Below are 15,278 nucleotides of genomic sequence, written 5' to 3' on the forward strand. Positions count from 1 at the left end.
CAGGACCCCACAGCCCCCAGGCCCCCCCGACCTCCCGACGGAGCACCGGCCATGCGCATCTTCGATCCACACATCCACATGACCTCACGCACCACCGACGACTACCGCGCCATGTACGACGCCGGTGTCCGCGCCCTGGTCGAACCGGCCTTCTGGCTCGGCCAGCCCCGTACCTCGCCCGGCAGCTTCACCGACTACTTCGACGCCCTGCTCGGCTGGGAGCCCTACCGCGCCTCCCAGTTCGGCATCCGGCACCACTGCACGATCGGCCTCAACCCGAAGGAGGCCAACGACCCCCGCTGCACCCCGGTCCTCGACCTCCTGCCCCGCTACCTGGCCAAGGACGGAGTCGTGGCGGTCGGGGAGATCGGCTACGACACCATGACCGACGCCGAGGAACACGCCTTCGCCACCCAACTCGCCCTCGCCGTCGAGTTCGGGCTGCCCGCCCTCGTCCACACCCCGCACCGCGACAAGGCGGGCGGCACCGCCCGCTCGCTGGCCGTCGTCGCCGAGTCCGGCATCGACCCCGGCTTCGTCGTCCTCGACCACCTCAACGAGGTCACCGTCGCCGAAGTCGCCGACTCCGGCTGCTGGATGGGCTTCTCCATCTACCCCGACACCAAGATGACCCCGGAGCGCATGGTCGCGATCCTCCGGCGGTACGGAACGGAGCGCGTCCTCGTCAACTCCGCGGCGGACTGGGGACACAGCGACCCGCTGCTGACCCGCACCACCGCGGATGCCATGCTCGCCGCCGGCTTCGACCACGAAGACGTCGACCGTGTGATGTGGCGTAACCCCGTCATCTTCTACGGCCAGTCGGGCAGGCTCGACCTGGACGGCTACAACGATGTACAGGCCGCGGGGCTGTACGCCGGAAACTCGATCGCCCGCGGCGGCAGCTGAGGACGATAGACGATGCGTCTCCACCACTCCGACTCCACCACGGTCCACGTCGCGTACTGCACCAACGTGCACCCGGCCGAGACCCTCGACGGCATCACGGCCCAGCTCGCCGAGTTCTGCGAACCGGTGCGCCAGCACCTCAGCACCGACCTCGTCGGGCTCGGCCTGTGGCTCCCCTCCGACGTGGCCGCGCACCTGGCCACCCACCCGGAGGCCGTCGCGACGCTGCGCCGTGACATGACCTCGCGCGGCCTGGAGACCGTCACCCTCAACGGCTTCCCCTACCGGGGATTCCACGCGCCCGTCGTCAAACGCGGTGTCTACTACCCCGACTGGTCCGAGCCCTCCCGCCTGAACTACACCCTCAACCTCGCCCGGGTCCTGGCCGCACTGCTGCCCGACGACGCGGCCCGCGGCTCCATCTCCACCCTCCCGCTGGCCTGGCGCACCTCCTGGACCGGCGCCCAGCGCTCCGCCGCCGCCCGCCACCTCGACGCCCTCGCCGCCGGCCTCAAGCAGATCGAGGCCGAGACCGGCCGGGTCGTGCGCGTCGGCCTCGAACCCGAACCGGGCTGCGTCGCCGAGACCACCGCCCAGGCCGCCGAGGCCATCGCGGGCGCCGACCACGACTGGATCGGCCTGTGCCTGGACGTCTGCCACCTCGCCGTCCAGCACGAGGACCCGGCGGGCGCGATCGCCGCGCTGGTCACCGCGGGCGTCCCCGTCGTCAAGCTCCAGGCGTCGTCCGCCCTGGTGGCCGACCACCCCTCCGACCCCGAAGTACGGGAAGCGCTGCGCCCGTTCGCCGAACCGCGCTTCCTCCACCAGACCAGGGAGCGGTCCGCGGACGGCACCCTGCACGGCAGCGACGACCTCGCGCCCGCGCTCGCCGGCGCGCTGCCCGGCGAGGCGCCCTGGCGGATCCACTACCACGTACCCCTGCACGACCAGCCCGAGCCGCCGCTGCGCAACACCAGCGACGTGCTCCAGGAGACCCTGCGGGTGGCGTTCGGCGGGGAGCGCGCGCTGACCGACCACATCGAGGTCGAGACGTACACCTGGGACGTGCTGCCCAAGGGGCTGCGCCCCGCCGGGCCCGCCACCGTCGCGGCCGGGATAGCCACCGAACTCGAATGGACCCAGCAGGAGTTGACCGGCCTCGGGCTGCGCCCGCACGAGGGCTCGCACCGGGGAGCCCCGTCATGACCGGCCGCCGCGACCAGGTGGCCGTGCTCTGCACGGTCGGCCTCACCCCCCACCTCCTCGGCGAGATGCCGAACGTCAGGGCCATCGGCGAGGAGGGCTTCACGGCCCGCCTCGACACGGTCTTCCCCGCCGTCACCGCCACCGTCCAGGCCACCTTCACCACCGGCCTGATGCCCCGCGACCACGGGGCCGTCGGCAACGGCTGGTACTTCCGCGACCACGGCGAAGTCATGATGTGGCGCCAGCACAACGCCCTCGTCCGGGGCGAGAAGGTGTGGCAGGCCGCGCGCGCCAGGGACCCGGAGCACACCACCGCGTACCTCTGCTGGTGGTGGGCGATGGGCGCGGACGTCGACACGACCCTCACCCCGCGGCCCGTCTACCACTACGACGGCCGCAAGTCGCCCGACTGCTACACCACCCCGGCCGGGCTCCGCGACGAACTGACCGCGCGCCAGGGCGAGTTCCCCCTCTTCCACTACTGGGGCCCGACCGCCTCCATCGCCTCCACCCGGTGGATCGCGGGCGCCGCCCGCCACGTCGCCGACACCCGACGCCCCGACCTGTCCTTCATCTACGTCCCGCACCTGGACTACGACCTCCAGCGGTACGGCCCCGACAGCCCGCAGGCCGTGCGGGCCGCGCGCGACGCGGACGCCGAACTCGGGCCGCTGCTGGGCGACCTGCGCGACCGGGGCACCACCGTCGTGGCGCTCAGCGAGTACGGGATCAGCCCGGTCAGCCGGCCCGTCGACATCAACAGGGCGCTGCGCAGGGAGGGTCTGCTGTCCGTCTACTCCCAGCGCGGCATGGAGTACCTGGACCCGCACACCTCACGGGCGTTCGCCGTCGCCGACCACCAGGCCGCCCACGTGTACGTCGCCGACCCGTCGGACGTCCCCCGGGTGCGTGACGTCCTCAAGGGCCTCGACGGGGTCGACGAGGTCTGGGACCGCACCGAGCAGGCCGCCTACGGCATCGACCACCCCAACGCCGGGGAACTGGTCGCCGTGGCCGACCCGGACGCGTGGTTCACGTACTACTACTGGCTGGACGACAGCCGCGCCCCCGACTTCGCGCGCGGCGTCGAGATCCACCGCAAGCCGGGCTACGACCCGGCCGAACTCTTCTTCGACCCCGCCGATCCGGCGGTGAAGGCGAAGGCGGCACTGACACTGCTGCGCAAGAAGGCCGGGATGCGGGCGCCGCTGAACGTGGTGCCGCTCGACCCGACCCATGTCAGGGGCAGCCACGGACGGCTGCCCCAGGACGACCGGGACGGACCACTGCTGTTGTGCTCCGACCCGGGTCAGCAACGGGACCGCTACCACGCCACCGAGGTCAAGGACCTGCTCCTGCGCCTGGGCGGACTGGCCTGAGACCGGCCGTTACCGGAAAGGACGGAGAGAGGAGGGGCGGATGACGCCTCGGGGAAGCACCACGATCGGCGCCACGCTCGATGCCACGATCAGCGAGGTGTACGTACCCGACACCGCGCTCGCGGCCGTGGAACGCCTGCGGACGCTCGGTGAGGTGCACGTGTGGTGGTGGCCGCTCGGCGACCGCACCGACCCGGCCGACCACGCCGTGCTCGACGCGGTCGAACGGGGCCGCGCCCGGCGGTTCCACGCCGAGGCGGACGCGGCGGCGTTCACCGCGACGCGGGCGGGCGCCCGGCGGGCCATCGCCGGACTGCTCGGGATCACCCCGGGAGAGGTCGGCCTCGGCCGGCGGATCTGCCCGGGCTGCGGGGACCCCGAACACGGGCCGCCGTCCGTCGTCAGGCCGCCGGTGCCGCTGGCCGTCAGCCTGTCGCGTACGGCGGGGATCGGGGCGCTGGCCGTACGGGCCGGTGACTGGGTCGGCGTGGACGTCGAGGCCCTCAGGCCGGTCGACGACAACCTGGCCGACGTGGTCCTGACCCCGTCGGAACGGGCCTACGTCATGGGCCGGCCGCGGGGCCCCGAGCGGGACGCGGCCTTCCACCGCACGTGGACCCGCAAGGAGGCCGTCGTCAAGGCGGTCGGCCTGGGGCTGCTCGGCATGGAGCTGCACGCGCTCGACGTGCGCCCCGCCGACCCGGGGCCGGTCGAGGTGGTGCACACGTACCGCTCCGAGACGACCCGCTGGGAGGTACGGGACCTCGCCGTGCCGGGCCCGTGGTCCGCGTCCCTGGCGCGCCCGCTGGGGAGCGCCCTGGGCGAGGTCCGTCTCCACGCCCCGGCGGGAGCGGGCGACTAGCCCACAGAGATACGGAGGGCGCCGCCCGGTCCCGGCCGGGCGGCGCTCGCCCGTACCCCCGTACCCGCACGGCGCACCACGCACGTCGCACGACGCAAGGAGCACCCACCCCGTCCGAGAGAGCCCGAGAGAGCCCGAGAGGCCCCCGTGTCCCTGACCGAGAACCGCCCGCCCCCGCCAACAGCCGCACCAGCGACCGCACTTGACCCCACCGCCCCGCCCGCCCCACCCCGCACCGGCCCCCCGCACACCGCCCTCCCCGGCCCCCGGGCCGTCACCGCCGGGCTCGTCCCGCTCGCCGCCCTCGTCACCCTCGGCGCCCTCGCCGGCGGCGCGCCGCGCGACTGGCTGGACCGGATGGCGGGCGTCGTCGCCCTCGTCGCCCTCTCCGCCTCCGTGATGCTCGGCCTCACCACCGTCTTCCGCGACCTCCTGCGCCCCGCGCACCGCCGCCTCGCCCAGCACGCGCACCGCACGGCGGGCCTGGCCGGCCTCGCGTTCCTGGCCCTGCACATCGCCGTCAAGGCCGCGGGCGGCCGCGTCACCCCCGCCGCGGCCCTCGGCGTCACCGACCTCCTCACGGGCCTCGGCACCCTCGCCGCCGTTCTCTTCGTGCTCGCCGCCGTCACGGGCATCTGGCGCGGCGTCTTCGCCACCCGCCGCTGGATCCGCCCCTTCCGCGTCCTGCACGGCGCGTCCTACGCCGCCTGGCTCGCCGCCGTCGCGCACGGCCTCACCGCGGGGCGCGCCCCCGCCCCCTGGGTCGTCGCCTGCTACGCGCTCTGCCTGGCCGCCGCGTCCGCCGCGCTCATCCACCGCTGGACGAAAAGAAGTTGAGCAAGTGTCAGTCACACCCTGTGATAGATCGTATATAGATCCGGGGGGCAGGCTGGTCCCCGATGCCTTTACCCCTTGGAATCGCACTATGGAGAGGACTGGTCGCGCATGATCACCGAGAGGAGCAGCCGTCGTTCGCAGGAGAACAGCAGCGGCTACGGCACTGACACCCGGGGCCACGCCCTGCGCCTGGACGACGTGACCAAGGTGTACGGCAAGAACGGCCGTGGCGTCCGCGCGCTCGACGGAGTCTCGGTGACCATCGAACGCGGTTCGTACACCGCGGTGATGGGCCCGTCCGGCTCCGGCAAGTCCACCTTCCTGCACTGCGCCGCCGGTCTCGACAAGCCGACCACGGGCACCTCCTACATCGGCGACACCAAGCTGAACGACCTGAGCGAGACCAAGCTGACCAAGCTGCGCAGGCAGCGCGTCGGCTTCGTGTTCCAGGCGTTCAACCTGATCCCCTCCCTCTCCGTGCTCCAGAACGTCGAGCTGCCGGTACGGCTCTCCGGCGAGAGCGTCGACAAGGCGTGGCTGGAGGAGATCCTCACCCGCGTCGGCCTCGGCGGCCGCGCCAAGCACCGCCCCGCCGAACTCTCCGGCGGCCAGCAGCAGCGCGTCGCCATCGCGCGCGCCCTGATCACCCGCCCCGACGTCATCTTCGGCGACGAGCCGACCGGCGCCCTCGACACCGTGACCGCCAAGGAGATCCTCTCCCTGCTGCGGGCCTGCGTGAACGAGACCGGCCAGACCGTCGTCATGGTCACCCACGACCCGATCGCCGCCGCCTACGCCGACACCGTCCTGTTCCTCGCCGACGGCAAGCTCGCCGGCCGCATGGACTCCCCGACCGCCGACCGCGTCGCCGAGCGCATGACACACCTGGGAGCGTGGGCCTGATGCTGCGATACGCGATCCAGACCCTGAGGGCAAGGAAGGGCAGCTTCATCGGCGCCTTCCTCGCCCTGTTCTGCGCGGCCGCGCTGGTCACCGCGTGCGGCATCCTCCTGGAGACCGGCCTGCGCGGCACCATCAACACCGAGCGCTACGCCGCCACGCCGGTCGTCGTCGGCGCCGACCAGAACGTCCACCAGACCACCGTCAAGCACAAGAAGGGCAAGACCAAGACCAAGCACAAGGCCAAGCCCCTCGCCGAGCGGGTCTGGCTGCCGGCCGGCACGGCCGAGAAGCTGTCCTCGCTGCCCGGCGCCGCCCGCGTCGTCCCCGAAGTCACCTTCCCCGCCTACGCGGTGGACTCCGGCGGCCGGATCGTCGAGGGCGTCGACGGCAAGAAGTCGTACGGCCACGGCTGGTCCTCGGCCGCCCTGACCCCCTTCGCCCTCACCGACGGCAAGGCGCCCGGCGCCGGCGAGGTCGTCGTCGACCGCGAACTCGCCTCCCGTACGGGGCTCAAGCCCGGCAGCGAGGTCGTCGTCCAGTCGACCGGCGCCCCCACCCCGTACAAGGTCAGCGGGATCGCCGCGCCCCGGAGCGGCGACCTGGGCCAGCAGACCTCCCTGTTCTTCTCGGACGCGGAGGCCCAGAAGCTCTCCGGGCGCGGCGGCCAGGCCGCCGTGATCGGCGTCCTGCCCAAGTCCGGCGTCTCTGCGGGCGAGTTGGCCTCCCAGGTCAACAAGGCGCTCTCCAACGACGACGGCATCCGCTACAAGGTCGCCACCGGCGGCGACCGGGGCCCGGTCGAGTTCCTCGACGCGGGCGCCGCCCGGATCAAGATGGTCTCGATGGGCGGCGCCATGGGCGGTACGTCCCTGCTCGTCGCGATCCTCGTCGTCGTCGGCACGTTCGCCCTCTCCATCCAGCAGCGCCACCGCGAGATCGCCCTGCTGCGCGCCGTCGCCGCGACCCCCAAGCAGGTCAAGCAGCTCATCGGCCGGGAAGCCCTGATCATCGGGGCGCTCGCGGGCGTGCTCGGCTCGGCCATGGGACTGCCCATCGCGTACTGGCTGCACGGCAAGTTCGTCGACTTCAAGGCCATCCCGGAAACCCTGGAGATGACCTACAGCGTCGTCCCGTTCTTCGCCGCGATCGCCGCCGCCCTGCTCGGCGCCTGGTCCGCGGCGCGCATCAGCGCACGCCGTACCGCGCGCATCCGGCCCGCCGAGGCGCTCTCCGAAGCGGCCATGGAGAAGCGGCACTTCGCCTGGAGCAGGCTCCTCACCGGCGCCCTGGTCCTGGCGGGCGGCATCGTCCTCGTCGTCGTCCTCAGCTTCCTCCGTACGGAACCGGCCTCGCAGCCCGTCACGTTCCTCTGCGTCGTCGTCCTGTCCGTCGCCGTCGCGGTCCTCGGCCCGGTCATCTCCCGGATCTCGGTGGCCCTCGCCGGTGTCCCGCTGCGCCTCTCGCGGGTCGGCGGCCACCTCGCGACGGCCAACGCCAAGGCCAACGCCAAGCGGATGGCCTCGGCGGTCACGCCGCTGACGCTGCTCATCGGCATGGCCTCCACCGTCCTGTTCGTCCAGACGACGATGGGCGACGCCTCCACGGCGCAGGCCAAGGCGGGCAACAAGGCGGACTGGGTGGTCGGTTCGAGCGGCCCGGGTGTCCCGGCCGGCGCCACCGCGGCGCTGCGGCAGGTCCCCGGGGTCACCGACGTGACCGAGGTGGTCCGTACGACGGTCCGCGTCGGCCTCGACAAGTACCCGGCCCAGGGGCTGACCCCGCAGGGCCTCACCGTCAACTGGGACCCGGACGTCTCGCAGGGCTCGATCAAGGGCTTCGGCGACAAGAGCGTGGCGCTGAGCGACGTCTCGGCCGACAACCTCGGCAAGAAGCCGGGGGACAGCCTGCGGCTGACCCTCGGCGACGGCACCGAGGTGGTCCTCAAGGTCGCCGCCGTCTACGAACGCGGCCTGGGCTTCGGTGATCTGACGATGTCCCACACCCTGGTCTCGAAGCACGTCGACAACCCGCTCGCCTCCTCCGTCCTGGTCAAGACGGCCGGCGACGGCAAGGCGGGCAGGCAGCAACTGACCGCCGCGGTCAAGGCGTTCCCCGGGATCGCGGTGCTGGACCGCACGGAGGTCGACGGCCTGGCCGCCGATGTCCAGCAGTCCAACGCCGAGGTCAACTACCTGGCCATGGGCCTGATCATCGCGTTCACCGCGATCGCGGTCGTCAACACCCTGGCCATGTCCGTCTCGGACCGTACCCGCGAGTTCGCGCTCCTGCGGCTCGTCGGCACGACCCGTCGGCAGGTGATGTCGATGCTGCGCATCGAGTCGGCCCTGGTGGTCCTGGTCGCGGCGGTCCTCGGCACCGGCATCGCGTTCGCCGTCCTCACCGCGTTCAGCGTGGGGATGACGGGCGCGGCGCAGCCCTCGATCGACCCGGTGATGTACGTGGGGGTCCTCGCCCTCGCCGCGGTCCTCGCGGCGGTGGCCACGATGATCCCGGGCCGGTTCGCCCTGAGCAGCCGGCCGGCGGACGTCATCGGCTCCCGCCAGTAAGCACCGGAGGGAGACGTGAGGGGCGTACGGGAGACCTCCCGTACGCCCCTCACGGCGTCCGCGCCCCGCCCGGGAGGGTGGGCCGCCCGTACACACGACAAGAGCACGGCAAGGGCACGACAAGGGCACGACAAGAGCCGGTCTCCCGAACCCCTGGTCAGGGTCCTGGAGACCGGCTCCCGTGTCGTTCGGGGCGCCGCGCCCGGTCAGCCCAGCACCGCGCCGTTGTCGGCCCGGTCCACCCGGCTGCGCCGGTGGTCGAGGTGCGCGTACACCCGGTGCAGCCAGCGGTCCGCGCCGTCGTAGGCCGGCGTGAACGACGTACGGCCGTGCACCGCGAGCCGGTTGTCGACCACCGCGAGGTCGCCGACGCGCAGCGCGAGCGCCGACATGGTCGCCATGAAGGCCTCCCGCAGCTCCGCCATGGCCGCGCGCGCCTCGTCGTCCAGCGGGTGGGTGGCGGAGAAGTCCACCAGCACGTTCGGGTCCTGGGGGTCGCCGTTCAGCACCGCGTGCGCGGGCGTGGCGCTGTCCAGGGACCCGAAGGACGGCGGCGGCTCGGTCAGGAACCGGGGCTCCGCCAGCACCGCGCGGGTCCGCTCCGACAGCAGCGGCAGCGCCCGGCGGATCGAGGACGTGCAGAGCTTCGCGTCCCCGGTCGCGTCCTCCCGTACGCAGAGCAGCCCGACGTAGTCGGGCCGGTTGTCGTGAAAGGCGTTCTCGATGTGCAGTTCCAGCAGAACGGAACCCGCATTGCTCTGCGACGTCTCATTCCCGGGAACGGGCACGACATTCTGTACGAGCGCGCCCGTCTTTTCGTTCCGGAACGCCACGACCTCGCCGAGCTGGAGCATCGCCGTGGTGATCACGGCCGCCGCGATCGTCGGAATGCGTTCGACGGATCCCTTCACGGTCGGCGTCACCGGGAGCGGCGCGTTCGCCACCACGGGCATGTCGCGCAGCAGCAGCACCCCGTCGGGGCCCGCGTCATGACGGAACCTCCTGAGCGTCGCCAGCAGGGTGCGCGGCAGCAGCGCCGAGGCGTCACGAGCCGCCTCCAGCCAGGCCGGATCGTCGATCCGGGCCCCCGCGGCCACCTCCGGGGCCAGCTGCTCCGCGACGGCGACGAGCTCGCTCCGCTCGGCGTCGGTGAGTTCCACCGCGGTGACCGCGGGAGCCGTGAGAAGAGGTAGGGGAAGCGTATGGGTCTCGGACATGTGGGCATTCCTCGCGTCGATCGGAATTTACCGCCCCAGTCTCCGAGAGGGTGCTATCGCGTCCCTACGGGCGAATTCATGGGTACCGGCCGCCGTGGCGTGTATAGAGGGTCCATAGGCGTACGGTGCACGATCGCCCGGTGGCCTTTCTGTCCGTGCCGTACGCGGAGAGAAAGCGAAAAGAGGCCGACACCGCCGACAACGCCGACAACGCGGAAAAAGGCCGAACAGAGACTGGCCGAAGAGAGACTGTGAGGGAAATGGGAAAGTCCATGGCGTTCACACACGGAACACCGAAGGGCGAGCACACCCGGCAGCCTCCCCGAGCCCTCCCCGGCGCGGACGGCGAGGCGCACGTCTGGTGGTGGGAGCCGCCGGCCCAGCTCGACCCCGCGGACCTCGCCCTGCTCGGCACCGAGGAGTTCCGCCGCGCGCTCAGCCTGCTGGCCGAGCGGGACGCGGCGGCCTTCGCGCACAACAGGGCGGCGGCCAGGCGGGCCCTGGCCGGGCTGCTCGGCATCGCGCCCGAGACCGTCGAGCTGGGCAGGCACCGCTGCCCGGGCTGCGGCGACCGCGGGCACGGCCCCCCGAGGGTCGTGGCCCCCGAGAGCGCGGCCCCGCTGGCCATCAGCATGTCCCGTACGGCCGACCGCGGCGTCTTCGCGCTCGGCGCGGGCACCACGATCGGCGTCGACGTCGAGACCGTGCGCCCGATGCGGGAGGCCTCGCTCTCCGGCTCGGTCCTGACGGACAACGAGCGCGCGTACCTGATGGCGCTCGCCCCGGGACCGGCCAGGGACGCGGGCTTCCACCGCGTCTGGACCCGCAAGGAGGCCGTGGTGAAGGCGGCCGGGCTCGGGCTGGTGGGCACCGTCCTCAACCGGCTGGAGACCTGGCCCGCCCACCCGGGCCCGGTCAGGGTGCTGCACACCTACGCGGGCCGTACCACCGCCTGGGCCGTCCAGGACCTGCGGCTCGGCGACACGGTCGCGGCGGCGGTGGCCCGCCCCCACGGGGCCCTCGCGCGGGGACCCGTACACATCCATCCCGTACCGCGCACCGAGCCCGTACCGCACACCGAGACACCCATCGCACCGGACCCGGAAGGAACGTAACCGCCATGACCGCAACGACCGTTGAGACCGTTCAGAGCGTCCAGACCCTGCAGAGCGCCCAGGGTGTCCGGCACGTGGAGACCACGCCCCGGGCATCGTCCCCGGCCACCGGGCGCCCGGCGTCCGTCCCCGCGTCCGCCCCCGCCGTCCTCGAAGGGACCGCCCTCGCCGCCTACTTCGCCGCCCTGACCGCGGCCGTCGAGCGCGACGACCCGGGCCCGTCCGCCGGCGCCGGCTGGGAGGAGCGCGAGCGGCTGTACGTCGGCGCCTGGGTCCGCCGCGTCTACGAACACCCCCTGTCCCCCCTCGTGTTCACCCAGCCGCACGGACGGCTCGCCCTGGACGTCCAGCACGCCCAGGCCGCCGCGCTCGCGCGGCGCATCGACGTCGGCCGCGGCCGCGCCCGTCCCGCGAAGCCCGCCGCCGAGGTACGGGCCGTCGCCGCGATCGCCGCGATGTGGGCGGTCACCGCGAGCAGCTTCACCCAGACCCCGCGCCCGCCCCGCGAACGGCTCGTGTCCGACGCGTGGGCCGTCGTGCGGAGCACCATCGGCCCCTCCCTGGTGTCCGACGCCCCGACGCTGGTACGGCTCCGGGGCGCCTGGTGACCCCGGACCCGCCTCCGGGGCCGCCGGGCTCACCGCACCGCGGGGGCGTCGTGCGCGACCGGCGAGGCCGCGTACAGCAGCACCAGCTCGTGGCACCGGTACAACGGCAGCCCCCGCGGGTCCAGTCCCGACAGGTCGAGCAGGGAACCGTCCACCAGCGCCTCCAGCAGCCGTTCCGCCTCCTCCTCCGGCAGCGACAGCCGGGTGCCGGCCTCCCGCGCCGAGAACGGCTCCGTGCCCCAGCCGGCCAACGCCGCCAGGGTCTCCCGTCCCTGGGGTGTCGTCCGGCGCACCGAGGGCAGCAGGGCCCGGCGCACGTCCAGATCGCCGAAGGACAGCTCCGCGAGCCTCGTCCGGGGATCCGCCATCCGGTCCGCGAACCGGCGGGCCGGCCAGTGCGGCCGCGCCGCCAGCCGGGCGCCCATCACGGCTAAGGCCAGCGGCAGCCCGCCGCAGTACGCCACGAGGTCGTCGGCGGCGTCGGGATCGGCCAGCAGCCGGTCCGGGCCCGCCGCCGTCGCGAGGACGGCCAGCGCGTCGTCGTCGTCCAGCACGGCGAGCGCCACCGTGTCGGCGCCCGTCACCCTGGCCAGCCGCGACCGGCTGGTGATCAGCACCGCGCACCGCGGGCCCGCCGGCATCAGCGGGGCCACCTGGAGGTCGCCCGCCGCGTCGTCCAGCACGACCAGCAGCCGCTTGCCCGCGGTGCGGGCGCGGTAGAGCCGTACCAGCTCGTCGCGGTCGGGAACGGGACCCGCGCCGTCGAGCCCCGGTTCCCCGAGCGCCCGCAGCAGCCGGACCAGCACCTCGCCGGGGTCCTTCGCGGTCCCGTCGGGGCGGCACAGCTCGGCGAAGAGCTGCCCGTCGGGGAAGTGCGCCGCGCTGTCGACCGCCACCCGCACCGCCAGGGCCGTCTTGCCGACCCCCGCCATACCGGTGACCAGCAGCCGCCTGGGCCGCCCGTCCGGCGCACCCAACCGGGCCATGAGCGCGGCCAGTTCGCCGTCCCGCCCGGTCAGCTCGCCCTCGGCGGCCGGCAGCATCGCGGGCGCGCCGTGCCGCCCCCGTACACCGGCCTCCGCGAGGCCCAACTCCCCGCCCAGCACCGCCTGGTAGGTCGCCCCCAGCGCCTCGCCCGGGTCAACTCCCAGCTGGTCGACCAGGACCTTGCGCCCCTCGTAGTAGGTGTGCAGCGCGTCGGCCTGCCGCCCGCACCGGTACAGCGCCGTCATCAACTGGGCGCGCAGCCGTTCCCGTACGGGGAACTCGGCTACCAGGCCGGTGAGTTCGGCCGTCACCTGCTCGTGCCTGCCGAGGGCGAGATCCGCCTCGATGCGGTTCTCCAGCGCGAACATCCGGGCCTCTTCCAGCTGCGGCAGCTCGGCCTCCAGCAGGAACTCGGTGACGTTCGACAGCGCGGAACCGCGCCACCACCCCAGCGCCTCCGTCAGGAGCGCCTGGGCCTCGACGTGCCTCCCGTCCTGCAACGCCTCGCGCCCGAGCCGGTCCAGCCGCTCGAACTCCACGACGTCGATCCGGGCGCCCGGGGCGCGCAGCACGTAACCGGGCTGGCGCCGGACGATCTCGACCTGCTCGCCGAGGTGCTTGCGGAGCCGTGAGATGTAGGTGTAGATCTGCGCGCTGGCGGTGACGGGCGGATCCCATCCCCACAGCAGCGTGCCGAGTCTCGCGTCGGAGACCACCCGCCCGCGGGCCAGCAGCAACGCCGCGAGGACCGTGTGCACCTTGGAACCGGACAACGCGACCCATTCCCCACCACGCCGGGCCTCCACCGGCCCGAGAATCCTGAAATCCATGCGCCACTCCCTTCTGGTGTGACCGTCCTGCATGGATTCAGAAGCTATGCGCCCGCCTTATCCGTGGGTTATCGCTCGGGAACCGGCCACCGATACCGGCCACCGCCGCGTGTCGGTCAGGTGTTGTGGAGCACGTTGCCGAGCTCGTTCTCGACCTCGATCTCGTGGTGCTCCGCGCCCGCCGGGACCATCGCGTACGAACTCTCCAGGAACCGCCGCAGGGGCGCGTTGTCGAACTGCACCAGCGCGACCCCGTCCGGCGAGTGGAACTCCAGGACGGTCTGGGCCCGCCCGCACGGCCACACCAGCACGTCCCCCGTGCCGGACGGCAGCCGCAGCCCGGTTTCGAGCAGGTCGCGCGCGAAGGCCCAGACCACCTCGCTCCGGTCGAGTGAGACCTCGGGCGGGAACACGATGCGCATCGCGAGCGGATCGGAGCCGTCGTAGAGGAGCGTGACGGGGACCGTTCTGTGCTGGGCGGCGTCCGTGATCAGACGGGCTTTGGCGGGTTGTTCCACGACGGGTGGCATCGGCTCGCTCCTCTGGGGTGAGAGCCGGGGACGGTGAGTGTGGCGTCACTACCCCGCGGGCTTCATCAAATATTCATTTCACAATCATACAAACTAGTCAAATTAGGGCATAACGCCCGCCCCGGGTCCGTCCGCGCTTCCCTTGGGCGGCGGCCTGCATACAACCCGCTCTTGCGAGCTGTTCGCAAGAGGGCCCTATCATCAGACGGTTCACCCCCGCCCGGTCCTCAACAGCCCCCGCAGGAAGCGGAGCCCGCCATGCATGTCCCCGACGGATTCATCAACCTGCCCGTCTCCGCCGCCGCAGGCGCGGTCGCCGTGGGCGCCGTCGCCGTCAGCCTGCGCGGCGCGCGCCGTGAGCTGGACGAGCGCACCGCGCCCCTCGCCGGACTGGTCGCCGCCTTCATCTTCGCCGTACAGATGCTCAACTTCCCCGTGGCCACCGGGACCAGCGGCCATCTCCTGGGAGGGGCACTGGCCGCGATACTCGTCGGCCCCTACACGGGCGTGCTCTGCGTCTCGGTGGTGCTGCTGATGCAGGGCATCCTCTTCGCGGACGGCGGCCTCACCGCGCTCGGCGTGAACATCACCGACATGGCCGTGATCACCACGGTCGTCTCGTACGCGCTCTTCCGCGGCCTGGTGAAGGTCCTGCCCCGCGCCCGCCGCTCGGTGACCATCGCCTCCTTCGTGGCCGCGCTGGTCTCCGTACCGGCCGCCGCCGTCGGCTTCACCCTCTTCTACGCGATCGGCGGGACCACCGACATCCCGCTCGGCAAGGTCCTGACCGGCATGGTCGGCGTCCACGTCCTGATCGGCATCGGCGAGGCCGCCATCACCGCCCTGACCGTGGGCGCCGTCATCGCCGTACGCCCCGACCTGGTCCACGGCGCCCGCGGCCTGTCCGCCCCGCTCAAGCTGCGCGTCGGCGGCGAGCTGGTCGACGCGGCGCCCGCCGCCGTACCCGCCCCGGCCCCGGCGGCGGCCCGGTCCACCCGCACGGTCTGGGCCGCCGGCCTGGTCACCGCGCTCGTGCTGGCCGGCTTCGTCTCCTTCTACGCCTCCGCGAACCCCGACGGCCTGGAGAAGGTCGCCGCCGACCAGGGCATCGACAGGAAGACCGAGCCCCACCACACCGCCGACTCCCCGCTCGCCGACTACGGCGTCAAGGACATCACCGACGCCCGGATCTCCGGCGGCCTCGCCGGGGTCATCGGCGTGGCCACCACCGTCGCGGTCGGCAGCGGCGTCTTCTGGGCCGTCCGCCGCCGCCGCGCCGGCGACCGCGACGGCTCCGTGACGTCCTTCGCCGGCGGGAGCGTCTGACG

At 72.9% G+C, this 15,278-nt stretch carries 13 protein-coding genes; 10 read left to right on the forward strand and 3 right to left on the reverse strand.

Going from position 1 to position 15,278, the window contains the following annotated elements:
* Positions 1–51 precede the first annotated feature (51 nt).
* From HA039_RS20665 to HA039_RS20695, 7 genes are all read left to right on the forward strand, one after another.
* Positions 52–909, forward strand: coding sequence for a TatD family hydrolase (locus HA039_RS20665; protein ID WP_167032136.1), 858 nt, complete (start codon positions 52–54; stop codon positions 907–909).
* A 12-nt stretch (positions 910–921) separates the two neighbouring features.
* Positions 922–2,115 (forward strand): metabolite traffic protein EboE, encoded by a 1,194-nt coding sequence (gene eboE / locus HA039_RS20670; protein ID WP_167032141.1) that lies wholly within the window; start codon positions 922–924, stop codon positions 2,113–2,115.
* Positions 2,112–3,494 (forward strand): alkaline phosphatase family protein, encoded by a 1,383-nt coding sequence (locus tag HA039_RS20675; protein ID WP_167032144.1) that lies wholly within the window; start codon positions 2,112–2,114, stop codon positions 3,492–3,494. Before eboE ends, HA039_RS20675 begins: the two co-directional genes overlap by 4 nt.
* Before the next feature lie 40 nt (positions 3,495–3,534).
* The gene (locus HA039_RS20680; protein ID WP_167032148.1) at positions 3,535–4,356 is read left to right on the forward strand and encodes a 4'-phosphopantetheinyl transferase family protein; all 822 of its coding nucleotides are present in this window, start codon (positions 3,535–3,537) and stop codon (positions 4,354–4,356) included.
* Positions 4,357–4,503: 147 nt separating this feature from the next.
* Positions 4,504–5,193, forward strand: a complete 690-nt coding sequence (locus tag HA039_RS20685; RefSeq protein WP_167032151.1) for a ferric reductase-like transmembrane domain-containing protein — start codon at positions 4,504–4,506, stop codon at positions 5,191–5,193.
* Positions 5,194–5,301: 108 nt separating this feature from the next.
* Entirely contained in the window at positions 5,302–6,096 is a 795-nt protein-coding gene (locus HA039_RS20690) for an ABC transporter ATP-binding protein (RefSeq protein ID WP_167032154.1), read from the forward strand.
* Positions 6,096–8,663: an FtsX-like permease family protein gene (locus HA039_RS20695; RefSeq protein ID WP_208298668.1), complete on the forward strand. Its 2,568-nt coding sequence runs from the start codon at positions 6,096–6,098 to the stop codon at positions 8,661–8,663. The genes HA039_RS20690 and HA039_RS20695 overlap by 1 nt, the downstream gene beginning before the upstream one ends.
* 206 nt (positions 8,664–8,869) lie before the next feature.
* Here the strand turns inward: HA039_RS20695 and HA039_RS20700 are convergent, their stop codons facing one another.
* Positions 8,870–9,880, reverse strand: a complete 1,011-nt coding sequence (locus tag HA039_RS20700) for a TauD/TfdA family dioxygenase (RefSeq protein ID WP_167032159.1) — start codon at positions 9,878–9,880, stop codon at positions 8,870–8,872.
* Between the two features lie 272 nt (positions 9,881–10,152).
* On the opposite strand from HA039_RS20700, the gene HA039_RS20705 reads away from it, so the two are divergent.
* Together HA039_RS20705 and HA039_RS20710 are read left to right on the forward strand one after the other, a co-directional pair.
* Positions 10,153–10,995, forward strand: coding sequence for a 4'-phosphopantetheinyl transferase family protein (locus tag HA039_RS20705; protein WP_167032162.1), 843 nt, complete (start codon positions 10,153–10,155; stop codon positions 10,993–10,995).
* Between the two features lie 5 nt (positions 10,996–11,000).
* Complete coding sequence (locus HA039_RS20710; RefSeq protein ID WP_167032165.1) at positions 11,001–11,603, forward strand: hypothetical protein; 603 nt, start codon at positions 11,001–11,003, stop codon at positions 11,601–11,603.
* A gap of 29 nt (positions 11,604–11,632) precedes the next feature.
* On the opposite strand, the gene HA039_RS20715 is transcribed toward HA039_RS20710, so the two are convergent.
* Together HA039_RS20715 and HA039_RS20720 are read right to left on the reverse strand one after the other, a co-directional pair.
* Positions 11,633–13,420 (reverse strand): AfsR/SARP family transcriptional regulator, encoded by a 1,788-nt coding sequence (locus tag HA039_RS20715; protein WP_167032168.1) that lies wholly within the window; start codon positions 13,418–13,420, stop codon positions 11,633–11,635.
* 116 nt (positions 13,421–13,536) lie between these two features.
* Entirely contained in the window at positions 13,537–13,950 is a 414-nt protein-coding gene (locus HA039_RS20720; protein ID WP_167032171.1) for an SsgA family sporulation/cell division regulator, read from the reverse strand.
* Between the two features lie 258 nt (positions 13,951–14,208).
* On the opposite strand from HA039_RS20720, the gene HA039_RS20725 reads away from it, so the two are divergent.
* Entirely contained in the window at positions 14,209–15,276 is a 1,068-nt protein-coding gene (locus HA039_RS20725; RefSeq protein WP_167032174.1) for an energy-coupling factor ABC transporter permease, read from the forward strand.
* The last annotated feature ends 2 nt before the right edge of the window (positions 15,277–15,278 follow it).

It is taken from the genome of Streptomyces liangshanensis (assembly GCF_011694815.1).
GTDB lineage: Bacteria > Actinomycetota > Actinomycetes > Streptomycetales > Streptomycetaceae > Streptomyces > Streptomyces liangshanensis.